At 27.5% G+C, this 25,856-nt stretch carries 31 protein-coding genes; 21 read left to right on the top strand and 10 right to left on the bottom strand.

Annotated features, from left to right (window positions below; genetic code table 11):
• The first annotated feature begins 86 nt into the window (after positions 1 to 86).
• From METOK_RS07885 to METOK_RS08675, 7 genes are all read left to right on the top strand, one after another.
• Positions 87 to 788: a 6-carboxyhexanoate--CoA ligase gene (locus tag METOK_RS07885; protein WP_013867690.1), complete on the top strand. Its 702-nt coding sequence runs from the start codon at positions 87 to 89 to the stop codon at positions 786 to 788.
• Between the two features lie 37 nt (positions 789 to 825).
• Complete coding sequence (bioF, locus tag METOK_RS07880) at positions 826 to 1,944, top strand: 8-amino-7-oxononanoate synthase (RefSeq protein WP_013867689.1); 1,119 nt, start codon at positions 826 to 828, stop codon at positions 1,942 to 1,944.
• A 38-nt stretch (positions 1,945 to 1,982) separates the two neighbouring features.
• Positions 1,983 to 2,426 (top strand): hypothetical protein, encoded by a 444-nt coding sequence (locus tag METOK_RS07875; RefSeq protein ID WP_013867688.1) that lies wholly within the window; start codon positions 1,983 to 1,985, stop codon positions 2,424 to 2,426.
• A 327-nt stretch (positions 2,427 to 2,753) separates the two neighbouring features.
• The gene (locus tag METOK_RS07865; protein ID WP_013867686.1) at positions 2,754 to 3,740 is read left to right on the top strand and encodes a KAP family P-loop NTPase fold protein; all 987 of its coding nucleotides are present in this window, start codon (positions 2,754 to 2,756) and stop codon (positions 3,738 to 3,740) included.
• Positions 3,737 to 4,738, top strand: a complete 1,002-nt coding sequence (locus METOK_RS07860) for a hypothetical protein (protein ID WP_013867685.1) — start codon at positions 3,737 to 3,739, stop codon at positions 4,736 to 4,738. Before METOK_RS07865 ends, METOK_RS07860 begins: the two co-directional genes overlap by 4 nt.
• Positions 4,739 to 4,825: 87 nt before the next feature.
• A complete protein-coding gene (locus METOK_RS07855) occupies positions 4,826 to 5,257 on the top strand; it encodes a hypothetical protein (protein ID WP_013867684.1) in 432 nt (143 codons plus the stop codon).
• Positions 5,258 to 5,358: 101 nt separating this feature from the next.
• The gene (locus METOK_RS08675; RefSeq protein WP_013867651.1) at positions 5,359 to 5,934 is read left to right on the top strand and encodes a hypothetical protein; all 576 of its coding nucleotides are present in this window, start codon (positions 5,359 to 5,361) and stop codon (positions 5,932 to 5,934) included.
• A 116-nt stretch (positions 5,935 to 6,050) separates the two neighbouring features.
• Here the strand turns inward: METOK_RS08675 and METOK_RS07845 are convergent, their stop codons facing one another.
• Positions 6,051 to 7,172 (bottom strand): double-cubane-cluster-containing anaerobic reductase, encoded by a 1,122-nt coding sequence (locus tag METOK_RS07845; protein ID WP_013867683.1) that lies wholly within the window; start codon positions 7,170 to 7,172, stop codon positions 6,051 to 6,053.
• A gap of 274 nt (positions 7,173 to 7,446) precedes the next feature.
• Here METOK_RS07845 and cobQ point away from each other — a divergent pair, with 274 nt between their 5' ends.
• Positions 7,447 to 8,994: a cobyric acid synthase CobQ gene (gene cobQ, locus METOK_RS07840; RefSeq protein ID WP_013867682.1), complete on the top strand. Its 1,548-nt coding sequence runs from the start codon at positions 7,447 to 7,449 to the stop codon at positions 8,992 to 8,994.
• A gap of 71 nt (positions 8,995 to 9,065) precedes the next feature.
• Here the strand turns inward: cobQ and pth2 are convergent, their stop codons facing one another.
• On the bottom strand, positions 9,066 to 9,416 hold the full coding sequence (gene pth2, locus METOK_RS07835; protein ID WP_013867681.1) for a peptidyl-tRNA hydrolase Pth2: 351 nt from the start codon (positions 9,414 to 9,416) through the stop codon (positions 9,066 to 9,068).
• Between the two features lie 243 nt (positions 9,417 to 9,659).
• Between pth2 and METOK_RS07830 the strand changes: the two genes are divergently transcribed.
• From METOK_RS07830 to moaA, 6 genes are all read left to right on the top strand, one after another.
• Positions 9,660 to 10,070 (top strand): ankyrin repeat domain-containing protein, encoded by a 411-nt coding sequence (locus METOK_RS07830; RefSeq protein WP_013867680.1) that lies wholly within the window; start codon positions 9,660 to 9,662, stop codon positions 10,068 to 10,070.
• Between the two features lie 85 nt (positions 10,071 to 10,155).
• Positions 10,156 to 10,449, top strand: coding sequence for a transposase (locus METOK_RS07825; protein ID WP_048057813.1), 294 nt, complete (start codon positions 10,156 to 10,158; stop codon positions 10,447 to 10,449).
• Positions 10,364 to 10,780: a transposase gene (locus METOK_RS07820; protein WP_013866276.1), complete on the top strand. Its 417-nt coding sequence runs from the start codon at positions 10,364 to 10,366 to the stop codon at positions 10,778 to 10,780. Before METOK_RS07825 ends, METOK_RS07820 begins: the two co-directional genes overlap by 86 nt.
• A gap of 37 nt (positions 10,781 to 10,817) precedes the next feature.
• The gene (locus tag METOK_RS08560; RefSeq protein ID WP_157198853.1) at positions 10,818 to 11,012 is read left to right on the top strand and encodes a hypothetical protein; all 195 of its coding nucleotides are present in this window, start codon (positions 10,818 to 10,820) and stop codon (positions 11,010 to 11,012) included.
• A 258-nt stretch (positions 11,013 to 11,270) separates the two neighbouring features.
• Positions 11,271 to 11,972 carry a peptidylprolyl isomerase gene (locus tag METOK_RS07815; protein ID WP_013867679.1) on the top strand — a complete coding sequence of 234 codons (702 nt, stop codon included), beginning with the start codon at positions 11,271 to 11,273 and terminating at the stop codon, positions 11,970 to 11,972.
• Positions 11,973 to 12,219: 247 nt separating this feature from the next.
• On the top strand, positions 12,220 to 13,113 hold the full coding sequence (gene moaA / locus METOK_RS07810) for a GTP 3',8-cyclase MoaA (RefSeq protein ID WP_013867678.1): 894 nt from the start codon (positions 12,220 to 12,222) through the stop codon (positions 13,111 to 13,113).
• Positions 13,114 to 13,173: 60 nt separating this feature from the next.
• Here the strand turns inward: moaA and metG are convergent, their stop codons facing one another.
• The 5 genes from metG to METOK_RS07785 all read right to left on the bottom strand — a co-directional run bounded on the left by metG (position 13,174) and on the right by METOK_RS07785 (position 19,053).
• On the bottom strand, positions 13,174 to 15,249 hold the full coding sequence (gene metG / locus METOK_RS07805) for a methionine--tRNA ligase (protein WP_013867677.1): 2,076 nt from the start codon (positions 15,247 to 15,249) through the stop codon (positions 13,174 to 13,176).
• Positions 15,242 to 16,177, bottom strand: a complete 936-nt coding sequence (locus METOK_RS07800; RefSeq protein WP_013867676.1) for a pantoate kinase — start codon at positions 16,175 to 16,177, stop codon at positions 15,242 to 15,244. Before METOK_RS07800 ends, metG begins: the two co-directional genes overlap by 8 nt.
• A 120-nt stretch (positions 16,178 to 16,297) precedes the next feature.
• A complete protein-coding gene (locus METOK_RS07795) occupies positions 16,298 to 16,906 on the bottom strand; it encodes an IMP cyclohydrolase (RefSeq protein ID WP_048057959.1) in 609 nt (202 codons plus the stop codon).
• A 108-nt stretch (positions 16,907 to 17,014) separates the two neighbouring features.
• Positions 17,015 to 17,716, bottom strand: coding sequence for a 7-cyano-7-deazaguanine synthase QueC (gene queC / locus METOK_RS07790; protein ID WP_013867674.1), 702 nt, complete (start codon positions 17,714 to 17,716; stop codon positions 17,015 to 17,017).
• Positions 17,717 to 18,030: 314 nt separating this feature from the next.
• Entirely contained in the window at positions 18,031 to 19,053 is a 1,023-nt protein-coding gene (locus tag METOK_RS07785) for a DUF354 domain-containing protein (RefSeq protein ID WP_013867673.1), read from the bottom strand.
• A gap of 382 nt (positions 19,054 to 19,435) precedes the next feature.
• Here METOK_RS07785 and METOK_RS07780 point away from each other — a divergent pair, with 382 nt between their 5' ends.
• The 7 genes from METOK_RS07780 (at position 19,436) to METOK_RS07750 (ending at position 23,839) form a co-directional block, all read left to right on the top strand.
• Positions 19,436 to 20,146, top strand: a complete 711-nt coding sequence (locus METOK_RS07780) for a DUF169 domain-containing protein (protein WP_048057958.1) — start codon at positions 19,436 to 19,438, stop codon at positions 20,144 to 20,146.
• Positions 20,147 to 20,215: 69 nt separating this feature from the next.
• Positions 20,216 to 20,464, top strand: a complete 249-nt coding sequence (locus METOK_RS07775; protein WP_013867671.1) for an MJ0307 family thioredoxin — start codon at positions 20,216 to 20,218, stop codon at positions 20,462 to 20,464.
• 137 nt (positions 20,465 to 20,601) lie between these two features.
• A complete protein-coding gene (locus tag METOK_RS07770; protein ID WP_157198888.1) occupies positions 20,602 to 20,814 on the top strand; it encodes a hypothetical protein in 213 nt (70 codons plus the stop codon).
• A gap of 64 nt (positions 20,815 to 20,878) precedes the next feature.
• Positions 20,879 to 21,697: a sulfurtransferase TusA family protein gene (locus METOK_RS07765; RefSeq protein ID WP_013867669.1), complete on the top strand. Its 819-nt coding sequence runs from the start codon at positions 20,879 to 20,881 to the stop codon at positions 21,695 to 21,697.
• Positions 21,698 to 21,737: 40 nt separating this feature from the next.
• Positions 21,738 to 22,067: a DUF5400 domain-containing protein gene (locus METOK_RS07760; protein ID WP_013867668.1), complete on the top strand. Its 330-nt coding sequence runs from the start codon at positions 21,738 to 21,740 to the stop codon at positions 22,065 to 22,067.
• Between the two features lie 673 nt (positions 22,068 to 22,740).
• Entirely contained in the window at positions 22,741 to 23,178 is a 438-nt protein-coding gene (locus METOK_RS07755) for a hypothetical protein (RefSeq protein ID WP_013867667.1), read from the top strand.
• Between the two features lie 103 nt (positions 23,179 to 23,281).
• The gene (locus METOK_RS07750) at positions 23,282 to 23,839 is read left to right on the top strand and encodes a phosphatase PAP2 family protein (RefSeq protein ID WP_013867666.1); all 558 of its coding nucleotides are present in this window, start codon (positions 23,282 to 23,284) and stop codon (positions 23,837 to 23,839) included.
• Here the strand turns inward: METOK_RS07750 and pheA are convergent.
• From pheA to METOK_RS07735, 3 genes are all read right to left on the bottom strand, one after another.
• Positions 23,816 to 24,682, bottom strand: coding sequence for a prephenate dehydratase (gene pheA / locus METOK_RS07745; protein WP_013867665.1), 867 nt, complete (start codon positions 24,680 to 24,682; stop codon positions 23,816 to 23,818). The two genes, METOK_RS07750 and pheA, sit on opposite strands and share 24 nt — an antisense overlap.
• 143 nt (positions 24,683 to 24,825) lie before the next feature.
• Positions 24,826 to 25,542, bottom strand: a complete 717-nt coding sequence (locus METOK_RS07740) for a class I SAM-dependent methyltransferase (protein ID WP_013867664.1) — start codon at positions 25,540 to 25,542, stop codon at positions 24,826 to 24,828.
• The gene (locus METOK_RS07735) at positions 25,535 to 25,828 is read right to left on the bottom strand and encodes a hypothetical protein (protein WP_013867663.1); all 294 of its coding nucleotides are present in this window, start codon (positions 25,826 to 25,828) and stop codon (positions 25,535 to 25,537) included. Before METOK_RS07735 ends, METOK_RS07740 begins: the two co-directional genes overlap by 8 nt.
• Positions 25,829 to 25,856: the final 28 nt, after the last annotated feature.

Genomic DNA, 25,856 nt, shown 5'->3' with positions numbered 1-25,856 from the left:
AAAATAATAATATATAAAATTAAACTAAAAAATAAGATAAAATAAAAATAATTAAAAAATTAAAAATAAAATAAAATGATGATAATATGTTCAGTATAAAAATGAGAGCATCAGAAAATGGGAAACATATATCAGGGGCTGAAACAATTATCAATGGGAATATTGAAACCGTTGTTAATGAATTTATAAAAAGGGCATTATCTCATGAAAACGGAGCTCCGGATTTTATAAATATAAAAATTGAAAAACTGGATAAAAATGATATTACCTATATAAACCATTTGCCGATAAAAACCATAAACTGCAAAAATAAAGAGGAAGCAAGGAAAATAGCAAAAGATATTCTAAATAAAGAAGGAATAAACGATGATTTAATAGAAAAGGCATTTAAAATAATAGATAATGGAGGAATGAGAGGGGCATCTATTCTAAATTTAAAGGGAGAAAGATTAGAACCTGATAAAAAAAGGGGCATAAGGGTTAAAAATATCTCCACAACGGATGAATTAAAGGAAAAAATTTTAAAAAACAATATTGGAACAGATAGAACAGTTGATGCTATTGCAATAGCTTCTAAGGTAATAAATTTAGGTGTGATTGCGGAGCTCTGCACATCAGATAATAAATCATATACTACGGGGTATATAGCCACAAAGGACGGCTATTTTAGAATCACCAATTTAAAGAAGGAAATTGAAAAAGGAGGAAGGGTATTTTTTGTTAAGAATAATATAGATATCGATGATTTAATTTATAAATTGGAAAATAAACCATATATTGTTAAATAAAGAAAAAGATGGATAAAAAAATTTATAATGGGGTATTATGTTCAAAGAACAGATTAAAAAGGAAATTGAAAATATAAAAAATAATAATTTATATAGATTTTTAAGAAAAAAAGATAATATCGATAATATTTTAGATTTCTCTTCAAATGATTATTTATGTCTATCAAAGCATCCAGAGGTAATAAATGCAGTAAAAGATGGATTAAGATATGGATTTGGCTCAACAGGTTCAAGATTAGCATCTGGGAATATAAATCACCAATTATTGGAGGAAAAGATAGCACAGTTTAAAGAAACTGAGGGAGCTCTGATATATTCGTCGGGTTATGCTACAAATGTTGGGGTAATTAGTACATTGTGTAAAAAGGGAGATATTATTTTAAGCGATAGATTAAACCACGCATCCATAATAGATGGTTGCAGGCTGAGTAAAGCGGATGTTTTAATTTATAACCACTGCGATATGGATAATTTAATTCATTTAATTGAGGAGAATCGGAGCTCCTACAATAATTTATTTATCATCACAGATGGAATCTTTTCTATGGATGGGGATATAGCTCCACTGGATAAATTAAAAAATATTGCCGATGAATACAACGGTATATTAATAATAGATGACGCTCATGGTACTGGGGTTTTAGGGAATGGTAAGGGCACTTTAAAACATTTTAATTTAAAACCATCGGACAATATAATCCAAATAGGAACATTATCAAAGGCTGTTGGTGGATTGGGGGGTTTTGTATGTGGTATTGAGGAAGTGATTGAATACCTTATAAATACATCCAGAAGTTTTATATATTCCACAGCCCTTCCGCCGTCTGTTGTTAGCGGGTGTATTAAAAGTTTTGAGATTATGGAAGAAGGAACTTTAACAAAAAAATTGCAAGAAAATATAGAGCTCGCAAATAGAATTTTTAAAGAATATGATTTAATAGAGAAAAATAATTTAACGCCTATTTATCCATTCATTTTTAAAGAAAAAACTATGGATATTGCAGAACATTTAATAAAAAATAATATCTTCTGTGTAGGCATAAGATATCCAACTGTTCCAAGGGGTATGGAGAGGTTAAGGGTTAGTATAAATGTGGGACATAGTGAGGAGGATTTCGGAGCTCTGTGTGAATGTATTAAGGATAAAATAATTTAAATAAATATATAAAATAGTTATTCTCAAAGTTGGGGTGGGTGGTAAATATATTGGTTAATTTTATTAAAAATATTTTGGAAAGATGCGGGATTAAAATTTTTTCATGGTTATTGATAGGATGTTTATTATTATATGGAGCATATCCTGAAATTATACTTAACATATATAATTCAACATTTAAATATATTGTTATGCTTGTTTATGGTTATTCAATTACTGCATTGTCATTTGGTATGGTATTATTTAATAACACAGATGACTATATAAGAACTCATAAATGCAACTCATTTCAAACGACTGAAATGGTATCAAAAAATATTGTAGATATGGTTTTTAATGATTTTATATTTGCACTGTTGTATTTTGTTTTATCGATAGGCTCATGGTATATTTTAACCAATATTATTAAGCTCCTGATTTTTTGTTATTTAACCATGTGCCTATTTATTATATTGGATATTTGGTGGCTGTTATTATGTTAATATTAAATATACTTAATTCAAAAAATATATTATCCTTATTAATAATAATATTTCGTGTGACGCCATTATATATTATCATGCTAATATTAAAATTATCATTATCAAAAATAATATTTTATATATTTGTTATAGCACTATTATATTTATCATGTAATATGATGATTATTGGAATATTATATTGGTTATATTCTTATGATATTAATTTAATGATTAGCATAACTATCGGAATAGTCTTATTTTTGAGTTTTAATTTATATAGGATATTATACAATATGCATCAAATCGACAATATTTCTCATATCATCGACATGCGATATTGTAAAAAAATTGTCTATAAATGAACTCATAAATACAAAAAATTATAGTATAAAAACCGATGAACCGATTCCACTAACTGAAAAAACTGACTTTTTTGAAACTCGTAAAAAAATCGAGGTAATTAAAGAAAGTTTCCAATCTAATATATTGAAGGATTATAAAATAATTGCATTATATGGGAATTGGGGTAGTGGTAAGAGTAGTATAATTAAAACATTAATGGCTGAATTAAGTGAAAATTACACTGAAGAAATTATAAATAATTACGGTAATCTTATAGAGTTATACAGTATCACTAAAATGCTAAAAATGCTAAAAATGCATTTAAAAAATACAAAAGTAAAAAAAGAAAGTTTTATCGCAATTAAATTCGACGCTTGGGATTATGAAAATGAAGAAAATGTAGCATATGCTTTATTAAATAAAATAATTGAAGAATTGGAAAAATATGCAGATATTAAATTTGGAATTAAAGCAATAAAAAATGAAATTTTAAAATCTGGTGCAGTGGTTTTAAAATCTGTTAATGTTAATACAGGATTTTTTAATTTAAATTTTGAATGTGGTAGCGAAAGATATAAAGAAGTAGAAAATTTAAAAAACGGACTTAATAAAATATCTGAAATTCTCAGTAAAAATAATAAACGGCTTATAGTTTTTATAGATGAATTAGATAGGTGTGAAAGAGAAAATATTTTAAAATTTTTGGCATCTCTCAAATTATTTTTTACCAGTGGAGACAATATAAATTACATCTGTGCAGTAGATAAAGAAGCAGTAAAAGAAGCACTTAAACATAAATACAACGATGGAGAAAAAGCAGAGGAATATTTAGAAAAGATTTTTAATTTTTCATTTAACATGCCAAAAACATTTAATGTAAAAAAATTTATTATGCAATATAGGTTTTTTAATAATGATAAAATTGCTGAAAGATTAGCAAAATTTTTTGAAACAATTAATTTTACAAATCCAAGACATTTAAGAAAGTTTTGAATAAATATGATTATTTAGTTAAAATTAAAACATCAGAGAGTATTAATAAGGATTTAAAGAATCTAATTCCAAATCTCATTTGTATTAGTTTGGAAGGTATATTGCCAAATTCAAAATACTATCTTAAAAAATATTATCCAAATCAAAATCACATTGAGAATATGGTAAAAAGGTTAAAAAGCGGTAGTAAAAACTATTTAATTGATACTATTTTCGTTTTATATTTTTTAATTCTCTACGAATTTTATTATAATAAATATTTGGAAATAAAAAATATGGATGATAAATTAAATAATTATACACAATATTTTAAAAATATTGGACGAAGTGATACATCATATATGGATGTAGATGTAAATAATAAATATATAAAAAATAATAAAAAAACCATGGTAAAATATTATATAAATTATGATTTGCTAAACTTACAATCAATATATCTAAACTATAAAATATTATACAATATAAATAATGGTAAAAAATTGATTAAATATTTATTAAAATTGTTATTTTATTCAGAAAATGGAGAATATATAAAATTTACAGAAAATTATATAAAATTGTATCCTAAAATATATGAATTAAAAGAGTTATATAATTCTAATAATATTAACTACAAAGATATTGTATTACCCAAAACTATTGAGAAATTTAATAAGATACATCCAAACTTAGGTTATGCAATAAGAAGTGGTTATATGTTTGATAGTTTAGCATGTAAATTATTATATCCTGAAGATGAGGGTTATTTCGCAGAAAATATATTATCATATATAATTAATATCAAAAAAGAAAAAAATGAAAATGAAAGTATAGATAATTTATTAGATACAGTAAAAGATGGGGAATCCTTTAAATTATATGTTTATCTATCTAAATTATTATTTGGGTATGATAAAAAGATGTTAAAAAAAATTAATGAAAAAATGTTTGAATTATTGTCGGAATTAAATAAAACAGATGTTGAAAAATTAAATAATGAATTACTTAAGAACTGATAGTGTGATTTAACGATATCAACCTTAACATCGAAAAATAAAAATAGTTAAAAGGAACATACTCAAATAAAAAAGTTTAGTGGTAACATGTTAGAAACACTTAATAATGTACTCACTAATTCTATAAATAGTTTAGGATTTAACTATTCAGATGAGTTATCCAGGTTTGCACAGGTTAGAGTGCTAACCCCAATAAAGACCATTAAAGCATTTTCAGAGAGTATTTCAAAAATCCACAGAACTACCATCATCAAAAACATTCAAAAACTATCAAAAAATGAGATTTGCGTATATAACCAATTAGCAAGCCTTCCCGATATCTTGAATGATAAAAGGTTTAGATTCACTGCAATAATTGATTCAACATTCATAAGGAGATGGAGTGAAAAGGTTTATGGATGTATTATTAGATATAATTACATCGAAGAACATAGAAAATTATATCAAGAACAAATAAATTGCTGTATTTATCATAATAAAAAGGGATATACTCAATTTATACTACAACAAAACCTTTAAACAAAAAATCTACAAATATATTTATAGATATTCTTGGGTTCTTATCCAACACCGATATCAGGACGGTAATAGGAGACGCTTTTATAACTACAAAGGATGTTATGAAGGAGTCTAAGAAATTGGGTCTATGTTACATTGGGAAAATTAAGAAAAACATCATAGTTGAGTATTTTGGTAAGAAAGTCCAAATAGAAAAACTATTTAAGAAGGATTTGGAAGAAAATAAGTTTAAATTAAGGACAATTAACGAAACAGAAGTTAAACTATATCATAAAGTGGTTAATATCCCTAATGTAGGTAGGGTTAAAATCGTTGCAGTGCTAATGAAACTTAACAAAAACCCAAGGGGTTTTTGTAAGTCAGCGAATCTTTCAGATTCGCTTCGAAACCAGAAAGAACCCAAGTATTTGGTATGTATAGACCATAAAAAGAAGGCAGAAAATATAATAGGGGAATATATCAAGAGACCTATGATAGAAGAAAAGCATCGAAGGGATAAATCAGTTTTAAAAATTGAAGGGAACTATTTAACATCTAAAAATAGTAATATAGGGTTTATTAGATTTTTAGCAATAGTTTCAAATTGCATAGAATATTTAAGCCATAAATATGGTTTATCATTTTATGAAGTGGTTAAATCGTGTAGTAAAGAACTAATAAAGAGAGGAATACCGTAATCACACTGTCAGTAAATAAAATAATAATAAAAAACTATAAATCCTATAATTTTATTACATTAATAAATTTGTGGTAACTTAGATGTTAATTATAAAAAATAAAAAAGAGAGTGAAATTAAATCATTTCAATAAATGCCTCTAATCTTGTTTTTAACTGTTCTTTATCACTTTCAGAATAGTCTGTTTCAATTCTAATAATGGGGATTCCTTCTTTTTTCAATTCTTCTTCAACTCTAACTCCTTCTACATTGAAAGTGTGGCAGTATTGGAGGCTGTAATAAACAACACCCTCAACATTTAATTCTTTAACCAATTCTTTGATTCTTTTAATCCTATTATCGTTTTTAAATGCTAATGCACAAGTTATATTGAAATATCTCCTTGCTAAATCTTCCACAGTGTATCCTTCAACGAGATTTTCAAACTGTCTTGTTCCTGTGCAGCTCTCTTCTCCTACAACAATACCGCCGCATTCTTCAATTAAATCTACAACTTTTGAGTTTCCTGCTACCATAGGGCATCCTGAAATCAAAATTCTTTTTCCTTTATGTCCTTTGTTGTTGGCCACTCTTTCTTTTAATTCCTCTACTAATTCTTCCAGTATTGCTATCGTGTCATTTACATCAAGTAAATAGGCAAATTGGAATAATTTTAAAGCGTCAGCACCTTTAATTGGCGAAGGGTCTTTTGCCCTTAATTCGTATATTTTGTAGAATAACTTCCTCATTTTATTTACTTTATCTATGGATTCTTTAAGTTTATCATCGGTTATTTTATTGCCCGTGCTTTTTTCTACAAGTTCTTTAAATTCCTCTACTTCACTTAACCATAATTTAAACGATTTTTCATCTTTAAAGTGCGGGATTTGCATTACATGCATTGGAACAAATTTTTCAAGTAATTCAAACATTTTTTTCTTTGCATCGCAGGTTGTTTCTCCAACCACAATATCTGCTGCCTCAAAATATGGACATGCTTTTGTTTTTTTAAATCCATAGGATGATTTTATCAAAGGACATATATTTCTTGGCAAATCTTCCTCAGCTGCTGGAATTGTTGAATCTTTACCACCACATAATCCAACAGGAATACTATCTGCTGCTAAAACTAATTCAATTGGCACAAAAGAGCAGAATAATCCAAATACTTTTTTTCCTTCTTCTTTTTGTTTATATAATTCGTCTTTTCTACTTCTAAATTTATCCATTAATTTATCCATAGCTTTAATATCTCCCATTATATCACCAATATTTTTAATATGTGGTTAGTTATTAATTTTTTTAATTACATTTTTAAATTAAGATGCATTTGCATTAAATATTGCATGTTAAAATGGATTTTATGTATATATAAATATTTTTATTAATTATTTTAATATTATAAATAATATTAGAAAAATTAATGATAAGAAGATTTTAATATATATTGCTTTGAAATAAATATAAGTTAAAATATAGGTCAAAATATAAGTTACAAAAATTCTAAATTCTAAATTCTATTTTGGTGAAATAATGGCAAAATTTATCATGGTTGTTGGAACCTCTTCAAATAGTGGAAAAACTGTAATGGTTTCGGGATTATGCCGAGCTCTTGCAAATAGGGGATACAAAGTTGCACCTTTTAAATCTCAAAATATGAGTTTAAATTCAAGGGTTGCCAAAGAAGACGGAGAAATAGCCGTGGCACAATATACTCAGAGTTTAGCTGCAAAAACAGAACCATCAATTCATTTTAATCCAGTATTGCTAAAGCCTAAGGGAAACTTTACATCGCAGGTAATTGTCCAAGGCAAACCATATAAAAATATGGATTATAATGAATATCGAAAAAATAAAGCATATTTTTTAAATAAAATAAAGGAAAGTCTCGATTATTTGGATAAAAATTATGATTATGTTGTAATGGAAGGAGCTGGAAGTTGCTGTGAAATAAACCTTTTGGATGATGATATTGCAAATCTGAGAATTGCGGAAATGTCCAATGCCAATGCTATTTTGATTTCAGATATTGATAGGGGAGGTGTATTTGCATCCATATATGGAACTGTTGAATTGCTTCCAAAAAAATGGAGGAAGTTGATAAAAGGATTTGTAATAAATAAATTTAGAGGAAATATTGATGTTTTAAAAAATGGATTTGAAAAAATTGAGGAATTAACAAACATACCTGTTTTAGGAGTTATCCCCTATGATGACAGTTTAATACTACCTGAGGAAGACAGTCAGGCACTTCAAAATAGAAGGGTTTTTGGAGATATAAAAAGTTCTGTGGAAGTAGATGTCTTAAAGTTTTCAAAAATCTCAAATTTTACCGATGTAGATACCCTTTCAAAAGATGCAGTTGTGAAATTTATAGACTTTAAGGATGATATTACAGGAGATATTCTTATTCTTCCGGGAACGCGATGTTCCACTGTTGAAATGCAGTTGATGAAGAAATATGGGATGAATAAGAAGATTTTAGAATTTGTAAAAAATGGAGGGATTGTTCTTGGAATTTGCGGAGGATACCAAACAATGGGAGTGAAATTAATTGATGAAGAAAATACCGAGGGAAATATTAAATCGATAGAAGGTCTTGGACTTTTTGATATGGAAACGCACTTTGGAAATGAAAAAGCCATAAAAAATTCAGAAGGTATTTTGGAAGTAGATGGGTTAAAATTTAAAGTTTCAGGATATGAGCTCCATGAAGGTATTACCATATCAAATGAAAAACCACTTATAAAATTGATTAAAGGCTTTGGAAATGATGGAAATGGATTTGATGGAGCTATAAAAATAATAGAGCATAAAAAAGATAAAAAAGAAGATGCCAATCACGGAAATAATACTATTAATGATAATACTAATATTATTGATAAATCCTATATATTTGGAACATACCTCCATGGAATCCTCGACAATTACCAGTTTAGAAACTATTTGGTAAATTTAGTAAGGGTGAAGAAAGGTCTTAATCCAATAACCACCGATAATTATGGCAACACTTTTGAAGAAAATATGGATAAATTGGCTAAAATTATCGAAGAAAATATAGATTTGGAAAAAATTATATAATAAGCATAAATTATAAGTATAACATTATAATTATATTATAATTATAATATACTTTAATTTAATTAATTTAATTACAATAATTTTAATTTACCAGTTATTTTTTCAATTTTTTCCTCTTTTTCTGGACCTATTGCAACTGCGGTGTAAGTTCCAGGAACGAGCTGTGTTCTTCCAGCGTCCCTTATTAAACTACATGGAAGTCCTTCAATATTTGCATCTCTAAATACTTCAAGGAGCTCTTTTTCAGAATTTACCTTCACAACAGCTTTTTTCTGTCCCTCTCTTAACCATTCCTTAACTACATTTGGGCATATTTTCTGAGCTCTGATAAATGCCTCGATTGAAGCATGACATGCCTGAGCTGCTATTTTTCCTTTTCCCATTTTTAAATCATTTCTTACAACAATTACCTGTTTATACATAAATAACCTCATTTTTCATTTATATATTTTTCATATTATTTTTATATTTATTTTTTAATTATATTTCAAATTTTAACTTTTTTAACACTTTTATTATTTTTATATTTATTTTTATATTTATTAATTTAAATTATATAAAAAAACATTTATATATAACTTAAAATTATAATAACATATAGGAATTATAATTCCTTTTTTTATATATTATAAAGGAATATTACTTCCTAAAAAATAGGTGATATTATGGATATAGATATGGAGCTAATAGAAGCATCAGAAAATGGAGATATTGATAAGGTAAAGGAATTATTAAAAAAAGGAGCAAATGTAAATGCCAAAAATAGATTTGGAGGAACTCCACTTATGGCAGCTACCTCACAAAATCATTACGACATCGTTAAATTGTTAATAGAAAATGGTGCAGATGTAAATATAAGAAATCGTATAGGAAGAACACCATTGATGTCAGCCATAGAGCTCAGCTATACAAAAATAGCAAAATTATTAATAGAAAATGGTGCAGATGTAAATATAAAAGATAATTTTGGATTAACTGCTATTATGGTGGCAGAGGATTATATCCAACCAGATATTGTTAAAATACTAATAGAACATGGAGCAGACACCGAAGGAACAAAACATCTTTATGAATAGTAACTAAAGAGTGTGGTGCATAATTAAAAAACTTAAATATAAGAAAGTGAGTATAGTCCAAATAAAAATCAAAAAAGTGACAAAAATGAATCCTGTTGAAATAGTTATTACTTCAATAGATAAATACCTTACTGATAAAATCAAGCAACCAAATCGTAGAGGACCTAATGGTTATGAGTTAGTACTTAAGTTGAGATTGTTAGTTTATGGAGTTTTAAAAGGATTACATTACACTAGGGAGTTATGGAGACATTTAAAGAAGAATCCTGACATTTCAAAGGAGTTGGGCTTTGATGCAGTTCCACATAGAACAACCATATATAGGTGGAAAAAAATCGTTAGACAAAGAATTAAAGGAACTAACTTCCTTATTGGGTGATACTTACTTATGTTTGAATGATTCTAAATGGCTTGTAATGGATTCTACGCCTATAATCGATGAGGAAGATGAGGATAGTGAGGTAGGATATAATAGCAAGGGAAGGTTTGTAGGATTTAAATTACACTTATCCTGTGATGAACACTTAGTGCCATTAAGGGCAGAATTTACTAAAGCCAATATTCATGATGTAACTGTTTCTGAAAGTTTATTATCTCCTGTAAAATATGGTAGTGCAGATTCTGCCTATGATTGTAAGAATTTAAAACTAACAGCATGGCAAGTTCATGGTGTTATGTTAGGAACTGGACAATCCAAGAAGATTAGGTAAAGATAAGAAAAGGAAAATGAATAAAAAATTTGCAAACATGAGAAAACGAATAGAACAACTGAATTCAATAGTAAAAAACCAGATTATGAACAGATTCTGGACGAACATTAAAGGTTTTAAGAAGAAATACATTTTCTGCATGTTATCAGTTGCAGTGGCACAAGTATTAGCTATTTATACATTAAAAACTTATGTTAATCCATTCATAAGGATTAAAGAAGTTAGGGTGTAAATTCAAATGTATGAATTATGCACCATGCTCATATAAAAATATAAAAAATTATATAAAAAATAATATATAAGTAATAACCATAAAAAATAAAATAAAAAATAATTAAGAAATATCTAAAAATAAATAAAAAAAATATTACATTACTTAATTTAACTAGTTTTTGAAAAATTATATATAGTGGTTATATATATTTTATTTGCTTATTCAAAAGTTCATTAAAAACGGATATATCTTAAATAAACTAAAAGGTGTGATTAGATGGAAAAAGGAAAACTCGTAAAGATAAGTTATAATGGATATGTAAATGGAAAATTGTTTGACACCACAGATGAAGAATTGGCTAAAAAAGAAGGCATATACAGCCCAACAATGATATATGGACCAGTTACTGTTTCAGTAGGTTCAGGCATGTTAGTTCCTGGTTTAGATGAAGCATTGTTGGAAATGGAAGTTGGAGAAGAGAGAGAGTTAGAATTACCTCCTGAAAAAGCATTTGGTAAAAGAGACCCTTCAAAAGTTAAAATTGTTTCAATTAAAGAATTTAAAAAACACAAGGTAAATCCCGTTGTTGGAATGCCAATTACCATTGATGGAAATGTTGGAAAAGTCGCAAGCGTGAATGGTGGAAGAGTTTTAGTTGATTTTAACCACGAATTAGCTGGAAAACCTGTGAAGTATGTTTTAAAAGTCGAAGAAGTTGTTGAAGAACCAGAAGAGATTGTTAAAGAATTAATAAAATTATATATGCCAAGAACAAATACAGACGATGTAAAGATAAAATTAACAAAAAATACAGCTACAATAAATCTCCCAGAAAATACTGTATTTATGAAAAATCTTCAAATGATTAAAATGGCAATAGCCAATGAAATTATAAAAAGACTTGGTGTTGAAAAGGTATCATTCGTAGATACTTTTTTAAAGAAAAAAGAAGAAAAAAATGAAGAGAAAAAGGAATAAATAACTAATCTTTTTTATTTTTTAATAATATTTTTACTACTTAGTTTATTTTAGTTATTATTTTATTCTTATTTTTATTAGTAAATTAACATGAATTAATTCTTTTTTATATTATATCTTAATCTACCTATTTATCATATCCACTTAATTAAGTTTAAATAAGTTAATAGTAATTAATAGATAATAGTAATTAATAGCCAATAATACTTAAATTTAATTTATATAATTTATATATTAAAGTGATATTATGAAAGACCGATTTGGTAGAGAAATAAGGTCCCTAAGAATTTCAATAACTCCAAAATGTAATTTAAAGTGTTTTTATTGTCATAGAGAAGGGCATGATAGTGAAAATATTAATTTGATGACACCATCGGAGCTCGGAAAAATTGTAAAAACATCTCTTAAATTTGGCATAAAAAAGGTAAAAATCTCAGGGGGAGAACCACTTTTAAGAAATGATTTACCTCAAATAATTGAAAGTATTTCAGATGATAATCTGAAAGATATTTCACTAACTACCAATGGCATTTTTTTAGAAGAATGTGCTCAAAAGTTAAAGGATGCAGGTCTTAATAGAGTAAATGTTAGTATAGATACCCTTAATCCAGAAAAATATAAAAAAATAACATACTGCGGAGACCTTGAAAAGGTAAAAAGGGGCGTAAAAGAAGCAATAAATGTAGGACTAACCCCTTTAAAAATTAATTACTTGGCACTTAGTAATACAGTTGAAGATTTAGATGATTTAATGAACTATTGTAGGGAGCTCGGTGCTATTTTGCAGATAATAGAATTTATACCTTTAAATGAACATTTGAAAAAATACCATGTAGATATAACCCCAATAGAAAATAAAATAGCAGAACAGTGCGATAAGGTAATTACTAGGAAATTCATGCAGAACAGAAAGAAATATTTAGTTAATGGTTTAGAAATAGAATTTGTAAGACCTATGGATAATACAGAATTTTGCAGTCATTGCACAAGGATTAGATTAACTCATGATGGATTTTTAAAACCCTGCCTACTTAGAGATGATAATTTAGTTGATATTTTAACTCCTTTAAGAAATGGAGAAGATATTGAAAAATGTTTTATTGAATGCATCAACAGGAGAGAACCTTATTTTAAAGCATAATTTAAAATATAATATTAAAAAATATAAAAAATAAAAAGAAAAAATAATAAATTTTATTATTTACTGTATTTTGCTTCCCACTGGAACATCCTTATCTGGTGTTAAAAGGGCTACAACATCGTCCCCTGCGGCTAAAACCATACCTTGTGATTCTACGCCACATAATTTAGCAGGTTTTAGATTGCATACCAATACAATTTTTTTACCTACGAGCTCCGATGGTTCATAGTGTCCTTTTATACCTGCAACAACCTGTCTTTTTTCATCGCCAATATCGACAATTAATTTTAATAATTTTTTAGATTTTGGCACTTCCTCTGCCTCTAAAATCTGCCCAATTCTTAATTCAATTTTAGCAAAGTCATCAATACTTATTAAATCCATAGAATCACCTTTTTCATTTATTTTTTTAATTTTTTTACTTTTTTCTTTATTTTTTATTTCTTTTATATTTTCTTTATTCTTTGTTTCTTTTTCATTTTTCTCTTTTTCATTAGTATCTTTTGATTTTAATAGTTTTTCCTTAACCATCTTAATTTTATCGTCTTCAATTTTTGCAAATACAACCTTTGGCTTTTTCAATTTGTTTCCTCTAATTTCTAAATCAAGCTCTTCATTCATTAAATCGAGAAGTTTCATAGATTTATTAGGCATGAATGGATAAAGTAAATAAAGTATATGCTTTACAACTACCGCACAGGTATATAATATTTCTCTTAATCTGTTTTCATTTTCCACAGTCCAAGGTTCCATCTTCTGGAAGTAATTATTTCCATCTTTTGCAAGATGAACAACACCCATTAAAGCATCCTTAAAGTTAAATTCCATTATGTGATTATCTACCTTTTTAACAGTTTCTTTACATCTACTTATCAGTTCTTTATCCTCATCTTTGAGGTTTTCCTCATCAACAATAGGAATTTCCTTAAATTTTCTGTGTGAAAATACAAGAGCTCTGTGTGTGAAGTTTCCTATTATGGCTATTAACTCTGTGTTTATCCTCTTCTGGAATTCATCAAATGAAAAATCACAGTCTCTATTCAACGGTGCATTTACCATCAAGAAATATCTTAAATAATCGGAATCAAAATATTTAACAAAATCATCTACCCAAACAACCCATTTCTTACTTGTGCTCATCTTTCTTCCTTCAAGTGTTAAATAACCACCACTTATTACCGATGATGGAAGGTTATATTCACCGTTGGCAATTAACATACCTGGCCAAAATACCGAGTGATGAACTGTTATATCCTTTCCAATAAAATGCCATATTTTTACATTATTATTTTTGCCATTACTATTTTCTTTATCTTTTTTTAGCCAATAATCCTTCCAAACTTCCCCTAATTGCTTGGTAAATGAGATATAACCAATTGGTGCTTCTAGCCATACATACATTACCTGATTTTCACTATCGGGAATTGGAACGCCCCAGTCTATATCTCTCGATATGTCCCAATCATGGAGCTCCTTTATCCAACTGTATGCCATATTCTTCACATGCTCGGGCATGTCGGAGCTCTCAACATACCTTCTTAAATCATCGGATAATGCACTCAATTTAAAGAATCTATGTATGGTTTTTCTAAGTTCAGGGGTTGTATTGCAATTTACACAGTACGGGTTTATGAGCTCGGTTGGTTCAAGGTGCCTTCCACAAACTTCGCAGTGGTCTCCTCTTGCCTCACCACCACAGAATGGACAAATTCCTTCCACATACCTATCTGCCAAAAATCTATTACATTTAGGACAGTAAAACTGCTCTATCTCTTTTTCATAGATATATCCATTTTCTTTAAGTTTTAAATAGAACTCCTGAGCTGTTTTTATATGAATATCGCTGTGAGTTTTTCCATAGCTATCAAACTCTATATTTAAGTTATCCAAATCTCTCTTTATTTCATTATGATATTTATTTACAATATCCTCAGGTTTAACTCCTTCTTTTTCTGCTGTAATTGTAATAGGAACACCATGATTATCTGTTCCACCAACATGGATTACATCCTTTTTATTTAATTTTAAATATCTCCTCATAATGTCAGCAGGAATATATGTGCTTCTTGCATGTCCTAAATGAAGAGGTCCATTGGTATATGCCAAAGCCGTTGTTATAAGGTATTTTTCACTCATAATTTCCCTCATTATATATTTTACATACGATAGGATTATTCAATATGGACAATACATCATTTAAATCTTTATCTTCACATATACAAAATACAGTATTTCCAAGCATAGCTTGGGAGCTCCCAATAGTAAAACTCAAATCATCACAAAGTGATATAATTTTATCTGTTGCAAGACCTGTATCTTTTGCAAAAGTATATGATAAGCTCATAAAGTTTTTTAATGTAGGATTTTTTAACAGTTTTTGTAGAAGATTATCTGATACATTATTTATCTTGTTAATCCAATCGGCATTGTTAATAATTTTGTTAGTTTCTTTTTTTCCAAGTATCTCAACAACTACATTATAATTATTGATATTTTTTATATTTATTTTTTCCACATTTAAAGGCAATCCTGGTTTTTTTCGTATTACAAAACCTCCTGTATATTGTGCAACAACATCCCCAAGTCCAGTTCCGCATTTTACCTCTGCACCATGTGCAAATTCTAAAATTTTTGATTCTGCATTGTAAATTTTGCATAGTTCGTAGGATACACCCAATGCACAAGCACCCGATGTGCCCAATCCACATCCCAATGGAAAATCTGATTTATGGATTATATTATAATTAAATTCATTTAGATTATTGAAGTTATTATCTAATTTATTACTTAATTTATATTTTATTTTATTATTTTTATTCAATCTGTTGGATTTCTGTGTGTTCAAGTTAGTATGATTTAAATAATTCATACAGTTTTTAATCACTTCAATTGTAGGGCATAATTGTGTTTTATCGCCGTTAAAATATATCTCTTCGTTTCCTTCAACAATATTTGTAGAAACTCCCTTATTCAATGTAATGCCTGCTCCTGTTGAACCTGTTTTTAACAGGTCTTTGTCCTTATATATTTTAAAAAAACCCGTAATATGTGCCGGTATAAACATAAATACACCTATTTATTTTAAAATAGAATAATAGAATATGAATAATAAAATGATAAATATAAAATTATGTGTCCAATATAAATTATTTATGTAAAAATATAACTTCTTTAACCTATTTATCTATTTATTATATGTTTCTATTTTTATCTCCTTATCAATAACTGCTGCTGCACAGCATACAGGATATTCAAATTCTCCATGTTCCATTATGTATTTACAAATCTCCTCTGGTTTTTCTCCACATATATCTATTTTTTGATATTCGTTAATATCACATGCGTTATATACTCCTAAATAAAATCCTTTGCCATTTTCAAGTGAAATTTTTTTTACTCTAATATCTGAATCTTTAACATATCCCATATATACCTCATTTTCATTTAAAACTACTGCTATTCTTGGAGTATTATAGTCATCCTTTTCATAATCCATAGTAATCAATGAATATGCCAATGCATCCCTTATTGGAAGACCAAGTTTAATTTTGTCGGCTATTACATCAGTGTGAGAACCGTTTGTTGCAACTATGGTATTACCTACTACATTTATACAGTTATAGGTGATATAAGGATTGGAAAATATTTCGTTTAAATTATCTGGTATAATTGATACTATATTATTCTTTAAAACAGCTTTTCTATTTGGAAAACTTCTGCTTGAAACCCTATACAATACAAAAGGCTTCCCATTTTCAGTTTTTCCCACTACTAAAAATCTACCAATATACATTTTTATCACCATAATTTTAATATTATAAAATAATAAAATAATATATAATAATAAAATAATATATAACAATGTATTTTTGTATAATATAATTTTTTATATATTAATTTTTTACTCCAAATATTTTGTGGGGTCATTTATACCTGCTTCTTTAAATGCCCTCTTTCTTCTCATGCAACTTTCACATTTTCCGCAGTGTAAAAAGTCTTCACCATTATCACGATAGCAGGAATAACTATATTTTAAAACCTCTAAACCCAAATCCTTTTCAAGTTTCTTTCCAAGTTTAACAATTTCAGTTTTATTTAGATTATATAACGGAGCTCTCATTTTAACCTTGTTTAATGTTCCATATTCTAACACATTGTTAAATCTATCTATGAACTCCTTGGTATTATCTGGAAATGTTGTGCCCTCTTCTCTGTTTAATCCTGTATATATCTCATCAGCTCCGATAAATTCCGCAAATCCCGATGCTATTGAAAATAAAATCATGTTTCTTGCAGGCACCCATACAGATTTCATAGTTTCAGTGGCTTTTTCTATGTTGTCGAGCTCATGCTCTTTTATGGTAGGTATATTCTTATCTTTGGTTAAGGCACTGTTGCTAAATTCTTTTATAAATGGAAGTTTGATGACTTTGTGCTGAGCTCCTAATATTTCAGATACTTTTTTTGAAGCATTTATTTCCCTTAACACGGCCCTTTGGCCATAGTCAAATGTTATGGCGTATAATTTTGAAGTTTCTTTTTTTGCCACCATCATAGATACAACAGAATCCAAACCACCGCTTAAAATACATACTGCTTTCATGGATATTACCTTTTATTTTGCAATAATACTTAATAAGTTTAATAATAAATAATCTAGTGTGGGTCATAATAATTCGTTTCCATTAACTTTTTAATTTTCATTTATATGGAAATGATTAAATTTGTTAAATATCGGTGTTAATATTTAAAGAATATACAAAATGACCCGCCCTAAATAAATAATCTTAAATTATGTAAGTTTTAATAAAATCTAAATATGTTTTTTTATCTATTATAATATTTTATCTATATGTATCATTCACAATATATACTTTTAACCATAATATTTTAAATGTCTATTAGGTTAAAATTTTATTATCTTTTTAAGCATTCACAAACCTTTTCAAACATCAAATCCGTAGGGTCTTCTAATGTTATAGTGTTATTTCTTTTTCCAAGATTGTTTAAAACATAATCAATTATTCTATTAACGGATTTTGTATGAATCATCCTCCCCCTTTTTATTAAATATTTATCTACACCAAGTATGTTTTCAGGATAACAGGAAACTGTTGGAACTCCAAGCACAGCAGCTTCTCTGTTCATTGTTCCTCCTGCACCAATCATAGCATCTGCATAATAAAGCAGTGATATGGAGTCGATAGTTTTTGGAACAACAACATCAAGGGAACGATATAAATTTTCCTGTTTTTTGGTTCTTGGAAATACTACAATATTACAGTCTATTTTTTTATGTAATCTTTTAATTATATCTGGTAAAATATCTTTTTTACCGTTACAATACGATGAATTTGGACTTGACCTCATTACAATAATTGGAAGCTCTTTATTTAATCCTAATTCATCCACTATATTCCTATTTAATGGTAAAATATTTTTTAATCTTGAATTTACATTTGCAACTTCGCAGGTGCCGTCAAATGTTAAAAAATTTCTCCCCCCCTGTTTTCTTAAAATAGTTTTATTTATGCCCTCAGGAGCTATGATATTATTTACAATGGGTAAGGTTAATCTATTTTGAGCATCGGCATATTCATTATCCACTATAAAAATAGAAGGTATATTTAATCCAAATGCCACTCTTGGGAGCTCTACGGAATGTTTTGTAATGGCTACTTTTGGTTTATTATCCTTTATAATCTTTGTTAATTCAATTATTCGTTTTGCCGAGTTTATCAACTTTTCCTCAAGACTATCCCCATGAGCTCCGATTGAAATGTAATTGCTCATGTGATTGTAAAGTTTAATGATATTTTCCAAACTTTGAAATTTTCGCAATGTTATAAAGTAATCAATCCCTTCCTTTTCAAATTTTTTTATGAGTTGAGAAAAATAATGAACATGAGGTGAGTTTGTTAAATCAATCCATACATCCATGCAATCACCAAAAAATAATAATTCATACTTATCCTTCTTAATTAGTTTTTGATATTATAAAATTTACAATCAAATTTTATTTAAGATAGTAATATGCAAATTAATATATAAATGTTATATAAAACCAATTCAACATATTATCTGAATAAACAAAAAATAATTTATTTATATTCTCATTTTAGTATGAGGTATTAATTTTTTTATTTTTATTTTTCATTTTTTAAATCGAAAACTTTATATATAAGATAGTTGTTTATAGTAGTGTATGTGAAATACATAACCATGAATATCGTAAATAATATTATGTATAATTACCATGTATAACTAACATTTAAATATCTTAAATAACACATGTATATTTACAACCAAAATGGGTGATATAATGAATATAAAAGAAATGAATGAGCTCGGTAAAAAAATTCAAAATATGATGGGATTAAAATATCCAGCAGTTGCAGTTAAATTAGTAAAGTCCGAGGATGAAATACCTGAGGGATACGAAAAGTTAGATGGAGAATTAAGGCACTGTGAAATGATACAAAAAGCAAGAAAAGAAAATAAAAAATTTTATGCTACTATCGATAATCATTTATGTAAAGGAGGAGCCTATGCAATGGGACTTCTTCAAAATCCACCAGAACCACTTGCAACAGGAAAATTATATAAAAAATTAGGTAATTTCTCAACAGATGAAGCTGCAATGAAAACTTATGAAGCCATACCAAAAGTAAAAGAACCTATGTATGCAAGTGTCTATGCTCCATTAGGTGATGCAGACTTTATTCCAGATTCAGTTGTATTCCTTGTAGAACCTAAATTTGGATTAAGATTGGCTCAGGGATTATTATACAAAGAAGGCGGAAGATTCCAGGCGGATTTTGCAGGTATCCAATCACTTTGTGCAGATGCAGTAGCAGCTGTAAAACTTAGAGGAGTTCCTAATGCAACATTAGGATGCAACGGTTCAAGAAAATACGCAAAAGTTGCAGATGAAGAGATGATTTTTGCAGTTCCTCCTGAGGATTTAAGTAAAATAGCAGAAGCATTTGATTTCTTTAAGACCGTATGGACTTGTGGTTCAGACAATAAATAAAAAATGATAAAAATAATTAATTAAACATTTATAATATTATTAATTTATAATATTATTAGAGGGATAATTATGGTAAAAATAGAGGTATTCACATCGCCAATGTGCCCACACTGTCCAGCAGCAAAAAGGGTAGTTGAAGAGGTTGTATCTGGAATGGAAGGCGTGGAAGTTGAAAATGTGGATGTAATGAAAGAACCTGAAAGAGCTGCAAACTATGGCATAATGGCAGTGCCTACAATAGTAATTGATGGAGAGGTTAAATTTGTAGGAGCTCCTACGAAAGAAGCTTTAAAGGATGAGCTCGCTAAATATCTATAAATTTAAATTTTAATTGTTTTTTTAAATTTTATAATGTAATTTATAATATAGTTTTAATGGAAAATTGAATGTAATTTTATATAGTTATAACAATTGGTTGTGCATATATGTGTCATAACAAAATTAAATGTGAAATTATGAAATTAATTGTTGTTTGCAAAGATGATAATACAGATAAATTTAATAATGATAAAGAATATAATAATAATGATAATTTAATAATAACCTGTGGTATGTGTAAAGGGGAGGATACCAAAACAACCATTAAGATGATATTGGAGGATTATGGTGATGAAATAGATGAAATAATTTATCCAAATTGTGATATTATAAAACCCAGTTCGAAATAGCTAAATAACGATATATAACTATATAATTAATAATAAAATATTAAATAAATGTTAAGGTGGTTATATGATAAGGGAAATTTCCGTTAAATGTTTAAGAAGTCCAGATTTGTTGGTGAATGCAGTATTGAATAAAATGAAAGAAGGGATGTTAATTGTTGAAACTGATGGGGAGGAACAAGTAAAAGTTATAGAGAACCTTGTAAAAAAACTTGGATATAAGATGGAAATTGATGGAAATAAGATAAAAATTCATGTTGGTGAAATTGTAGCATCAAAAACATTAAATGTGGTTGGAGCTACATGTCCTGGACCTATAATGATGGTTTCAGATATTTTAGAAAAGATGGAAATTGGAGAATTGTTAGAAATAACTGCAAGTAAAAATGCACTTACCGATTTAACAGAAGGGCTAAAAGGTATGGGCCATGAAATAGTTTCAGTGGAGGAGCTCGGTGATGGAACTTATAAGATATTGGTCAAAAAAGGAGAGAAAAAAGAAACAGGAGTAGCATCTGTAAATATTGATGAGGTATTTATTATAAATACCACGGGAACAGGGAATGCAGAGAAAGCATACTCAACATTTATGATGGCAGATGTTGCTAAGAAAATGGGATTAAAGCCAACAATATTCTTAATGTTAGATGGCGTAAGTTTGGCACAGAGGGGAGAATGTGATAAAGTTAAGCATCCTGCATTTCCAAAATTAAGTGAAATGGTAAAAAATGCACTTAACAATGGTATAAAAGTATATGTATGTGAATTAAGTGCAGAATTCAGAGGCATTAATCAGAAAAATTTGGAAGATGGATTCGAAATTGCAGGAGCTCCGACATTTTTTAACTATCTATCAAAACCAAATATCAGGCCAGTCTGGTTATAAAATAGTAAAATAATATAAAATAATATATATTGGTGATATTATGAATGAAATTATTTCCCTAATATCCTTGTCGGTAATTTTTGGAAGCATGCTTTCAGGATTTGCCACATTTAGAATGACTGGAATGAGGTTGATGCCACATTTTGCAGTTCTTATACTTGCATTTATATTCACATTGGCATCCTTATTTATAAATAATAATATTGTATTCTATATTGCAATAGCTTTACAGATAATCACCCCATTTACCATATGTGGAACAATATGTAATATAATAAAAACACAATTCCAAAATACTGGAATATATTCAGCACATTTAGGTTTTATGGGAATTATTTTGATTCTTGCAATTGGAAACTTATTTATTTAATTTAAATATATTTTTTAATTAAGATTTAATTTTAAGATATATATTATTTTTTCATAATGTATCAGTTTTCATTCAATTTTTATTTCTATTTTATTTTTTATTTTTAAAATAAAACTGTTTAATAAATGTTTTATAAAACATATATACTTTTTAATCATGTTATCATTAGAAAAAAGAAAAAAGGTTATATTATGAATGATGTAAAAACAATAAAATACAATATGGAAGTAATCCAATCAAATAATCTCAAAAAATAAACCTGTAATGTTAATAAACAAAGAAAGTATTGAGGTTATATCACTGGTTCCAATGGATAGATATGTTGGAAATATAGAGCATTGGCAATATATGGAGCTTCTCAGAATATGGGAAAAAGATTAAACCTTGATGGCATAAATAAAATAACAATAGAGAATAAAAACGGAAAAAAGTGGTTATTACAAACGATGGGCAAGAATACATAAAACTTTTTACTAAATAATATGTTTATATATTTTAGTTCTTTTTTATATAATTGAAATTTAATATATATTAATATATAAATAACACACCTCATTTTATATAGTTGTAATAATATATTAAAATATATCTAATGAGATGTTTTAGGAACAAATTTAACGATTATTGGGTATGCAATAATACCATATAATAATTAAGATGTTTAGGTGATGTCATGAAAAAAATTGATAGTGTATTTGTATCGACATTATATTATGGAATAAATAAAGCTGTTATTGATATTATGGGCACTGGTGGAATGGTTTTAGGTAGAAGAACATCATATTACATGATTAAATTGCTAAAAGATATGAATATATTAAAGGAAAAGATGAACAACGAAGAAATTAGGGATTTATTTGTTAATACATTTGGACTTTCAGAGGATTTAGTAATAGAAGATAATGAGGACGAGGTAATATTTAATGTTGTAAATCCAACTCTTGATTTGTTTCTTGGAAAGATAATGGAAGAAGGCATCAATCCGTATGTATGTCCATTTATCCACCTACTTTCAAGTATTTATGAAGAAACAGGTAATTCTAAATTGATGTTAAAACAGGTAATTCCAGAACATAACAAGGCAAAACTTATATTCAAAAAAATAAAATAGTAAATTTTATATTATTACGATTATTTAGAAGTTATAACTATATTTTATATATCATTTGATATATTTTTGATATAATTATATACTAATACTTGAAGGCAATAATATGATGGAGCTCCTATATAATTTAGACATCAACCTATTATATGCTATAAACGGCATAAATAATTATTGGTTAAATATTTTAATGATTTTTATAACCAATACTACCTATTTAACCATTGTTCTAATTATGGCACTTATATTCTCAAAAAATAGGTATGTATTTTTAAATATATCAATCGTTATGGTATTAATCGCCATCACTGCCTATGGTTTAAAATATGGTATAAATGAACCAAGACCTTATTATGTATTAAATAATCTCCATTTGTTAGTGCCTATGGAAAATGAACCATCATTCCCAAGTGGGCATACAACATTTGCATTTGGATTATGGACTGCAATAATATTAAATTTAAAAAAAATGAATTTAAAAAAAGAATTAAACAATATCATTCTGACTGTTTTGTTAATATGGGCATTCTTTGTAGCTTTCAGTAGAATATATGTAGGAGCTCACTATCCACATGATGTTATTGGTGGAATGATATTGGGCATTATCGGAGCTCTCATATATAACAAAGTTTCCAATAGGATTTTAAAAAACATTATAACTTCCTAAATACTTTATATATGAAACATGTTTTTTCAACGATTGTAGGAGCTCATCTTCATCCTTTGGAGTTTCATAATCTATGTAGAATATATAATTCCCAAGTTTTCTTTTTGAAGGTCTTGATTCTATTCTTGTTAAATTAATACTGCGGTTATTAAACTCTTTTAAAACTTTATATAAAGCACCGGGCTTATTTTCTTTTAATTCAATTATTATTGTAGATTTTTTATTATTTTGATATTTTTGATAGTTATTGTTGATATTTTTATAATTATCAATTTGTGTATTTTTGCATTCCAAAGATTCATGTTCATTTCCAATTAAAATAAATCTCGTTGTGTTATTAGGGTAGTCCTGAATATCTTCATCAAGCACTTTTAAATTATATAATTCCGCAGATTCTTTTGAAGCTATTGCTCCATATTCCTCATTTTTCCATTCAAATACTTTTTCAACGGCTTTTGCAGTACTTAAAACTGGTATGGCTTCCCATCCATGTTTTTTTATATAGTTTCTACACTGTGCCAATGCCTGTGGATGTGATAACACTTTTTTTATTTTATTTTTATCGTATCCAATTAAACAGTGGTGTATATCAATATTTACCTCCCCGTATATTTTGACAGGGAATTCTAAAAGTAAATCCTGTGTTAAAGATACAGAACCCTCTATGGAATTCTCAGAAGGAACTACTCCATAGATGTTATCGCTTCCTTTTTTCCTATCCACGAGCTCGAAAACTTCATATATAGAATTACAATAAATAATATCTTTATCATTTATTAGTTTTGAAAATATAGCTGCTGCCTGTCCGCTATAACTCCCCTTAGGACCTAAACAATAAATCATATATTCACCATTTAATTTAGTTTTTAATTTTTAATTTTTATTTATTTAGTTTTTATTTATTTAGTTATTTTTAGTTTTCTTTTTATGATTTTTTTAGTTAGTTTATTGGTTTATTATTATTTTATTACTTCATTATTACCTTATTATTTCTTTTTTAAAATAACATATAAAAATTGACCTTTTCTTTTGAATATCCTGCTTAATTTACCATCTAATCCTTTGTAGAATATATTTAATATCTTTTCTAAAATCGATGTTGGGAGTATTTTTAAAATGGGCGGAATAAAATAAAAAGTTTTGTAATCCTTTAAATAAAATCCTTCAATATCAAAATCTTTTAAGCATAAAGGTTTATGATATATTGTAAAATCATTAAAAATATCTTCATTTATAAAACTTTCACTATTCACAACGACGAATATTGCAGTGCCGTTATTTTTTAAAACCCTTTTTATCTCATTTATTGCATTTTTATAATCTTTTATATGCTCTAAAACATTTATACATAAAACTAAATCAAAAGAACCAGTTTTAAATGGAAGATTAGAAACATCTCCGCAAATTTTGTTTGTTTCTAAATTATGGATATTTTTAAATTTTTTTAATAGGTTATATGAAAAATCGAAATAGATAGTATCTAAATTTTTTGTTAAATTATAAAAAGAACCGAATCCACAGCCACAATCCAATATTACAGTATTTTTCCTTTTATATATTGTTTTAAAATCATCAGAATTGGTTATTATATTGGTAAGTAGTTTTTCTTCCATTTTCATTAATATTTTAACATATTTTGGAAGCGTTTCTACATTCCAATCTTCATAAAAATTTTTTATTTTTTTATCCTCCCGTTTATTCATAAATCTCACAATTTAAGCTATATACATAGGTATCCTCGGGAAATAATTTTTTAATTTTTTCTTTAATTTCATCGAGCTCAGCCCTACTTAAACTTTTATCAATTTCTTTATCAAGTGTAAATCCACACCTATAATAATATGTATCGCCAATTACTGCCCCTATCTCTGGAAATTCTACGGACCTTGCAATAACATCCTCTCCAAGTATATTTAAAATTTCCTTTAATATGTTTTCAAAGTTAATTACTTCTTTATTATAAAATACACCATCAATCATAATTTTCATTTTTTCACCAATAATGTTGTTTTATTAA

Origin of the sequence: Methanothermococcus okinawensis IH1 (assembly GCF_000179575.2) — an archaeon.
Classification (GTDB): Archaea; AGJL01; Methanococci; order Methanococcales; family Methanococcaceae; genus Methanofervidicoccus; species Methanofervidicoccus okinawensis.
The sequence above is the reverse complement of the archived record's forward strand: the minus strand, read 5'-3'. Positions and strand labels throughout refer to the sequence as shown.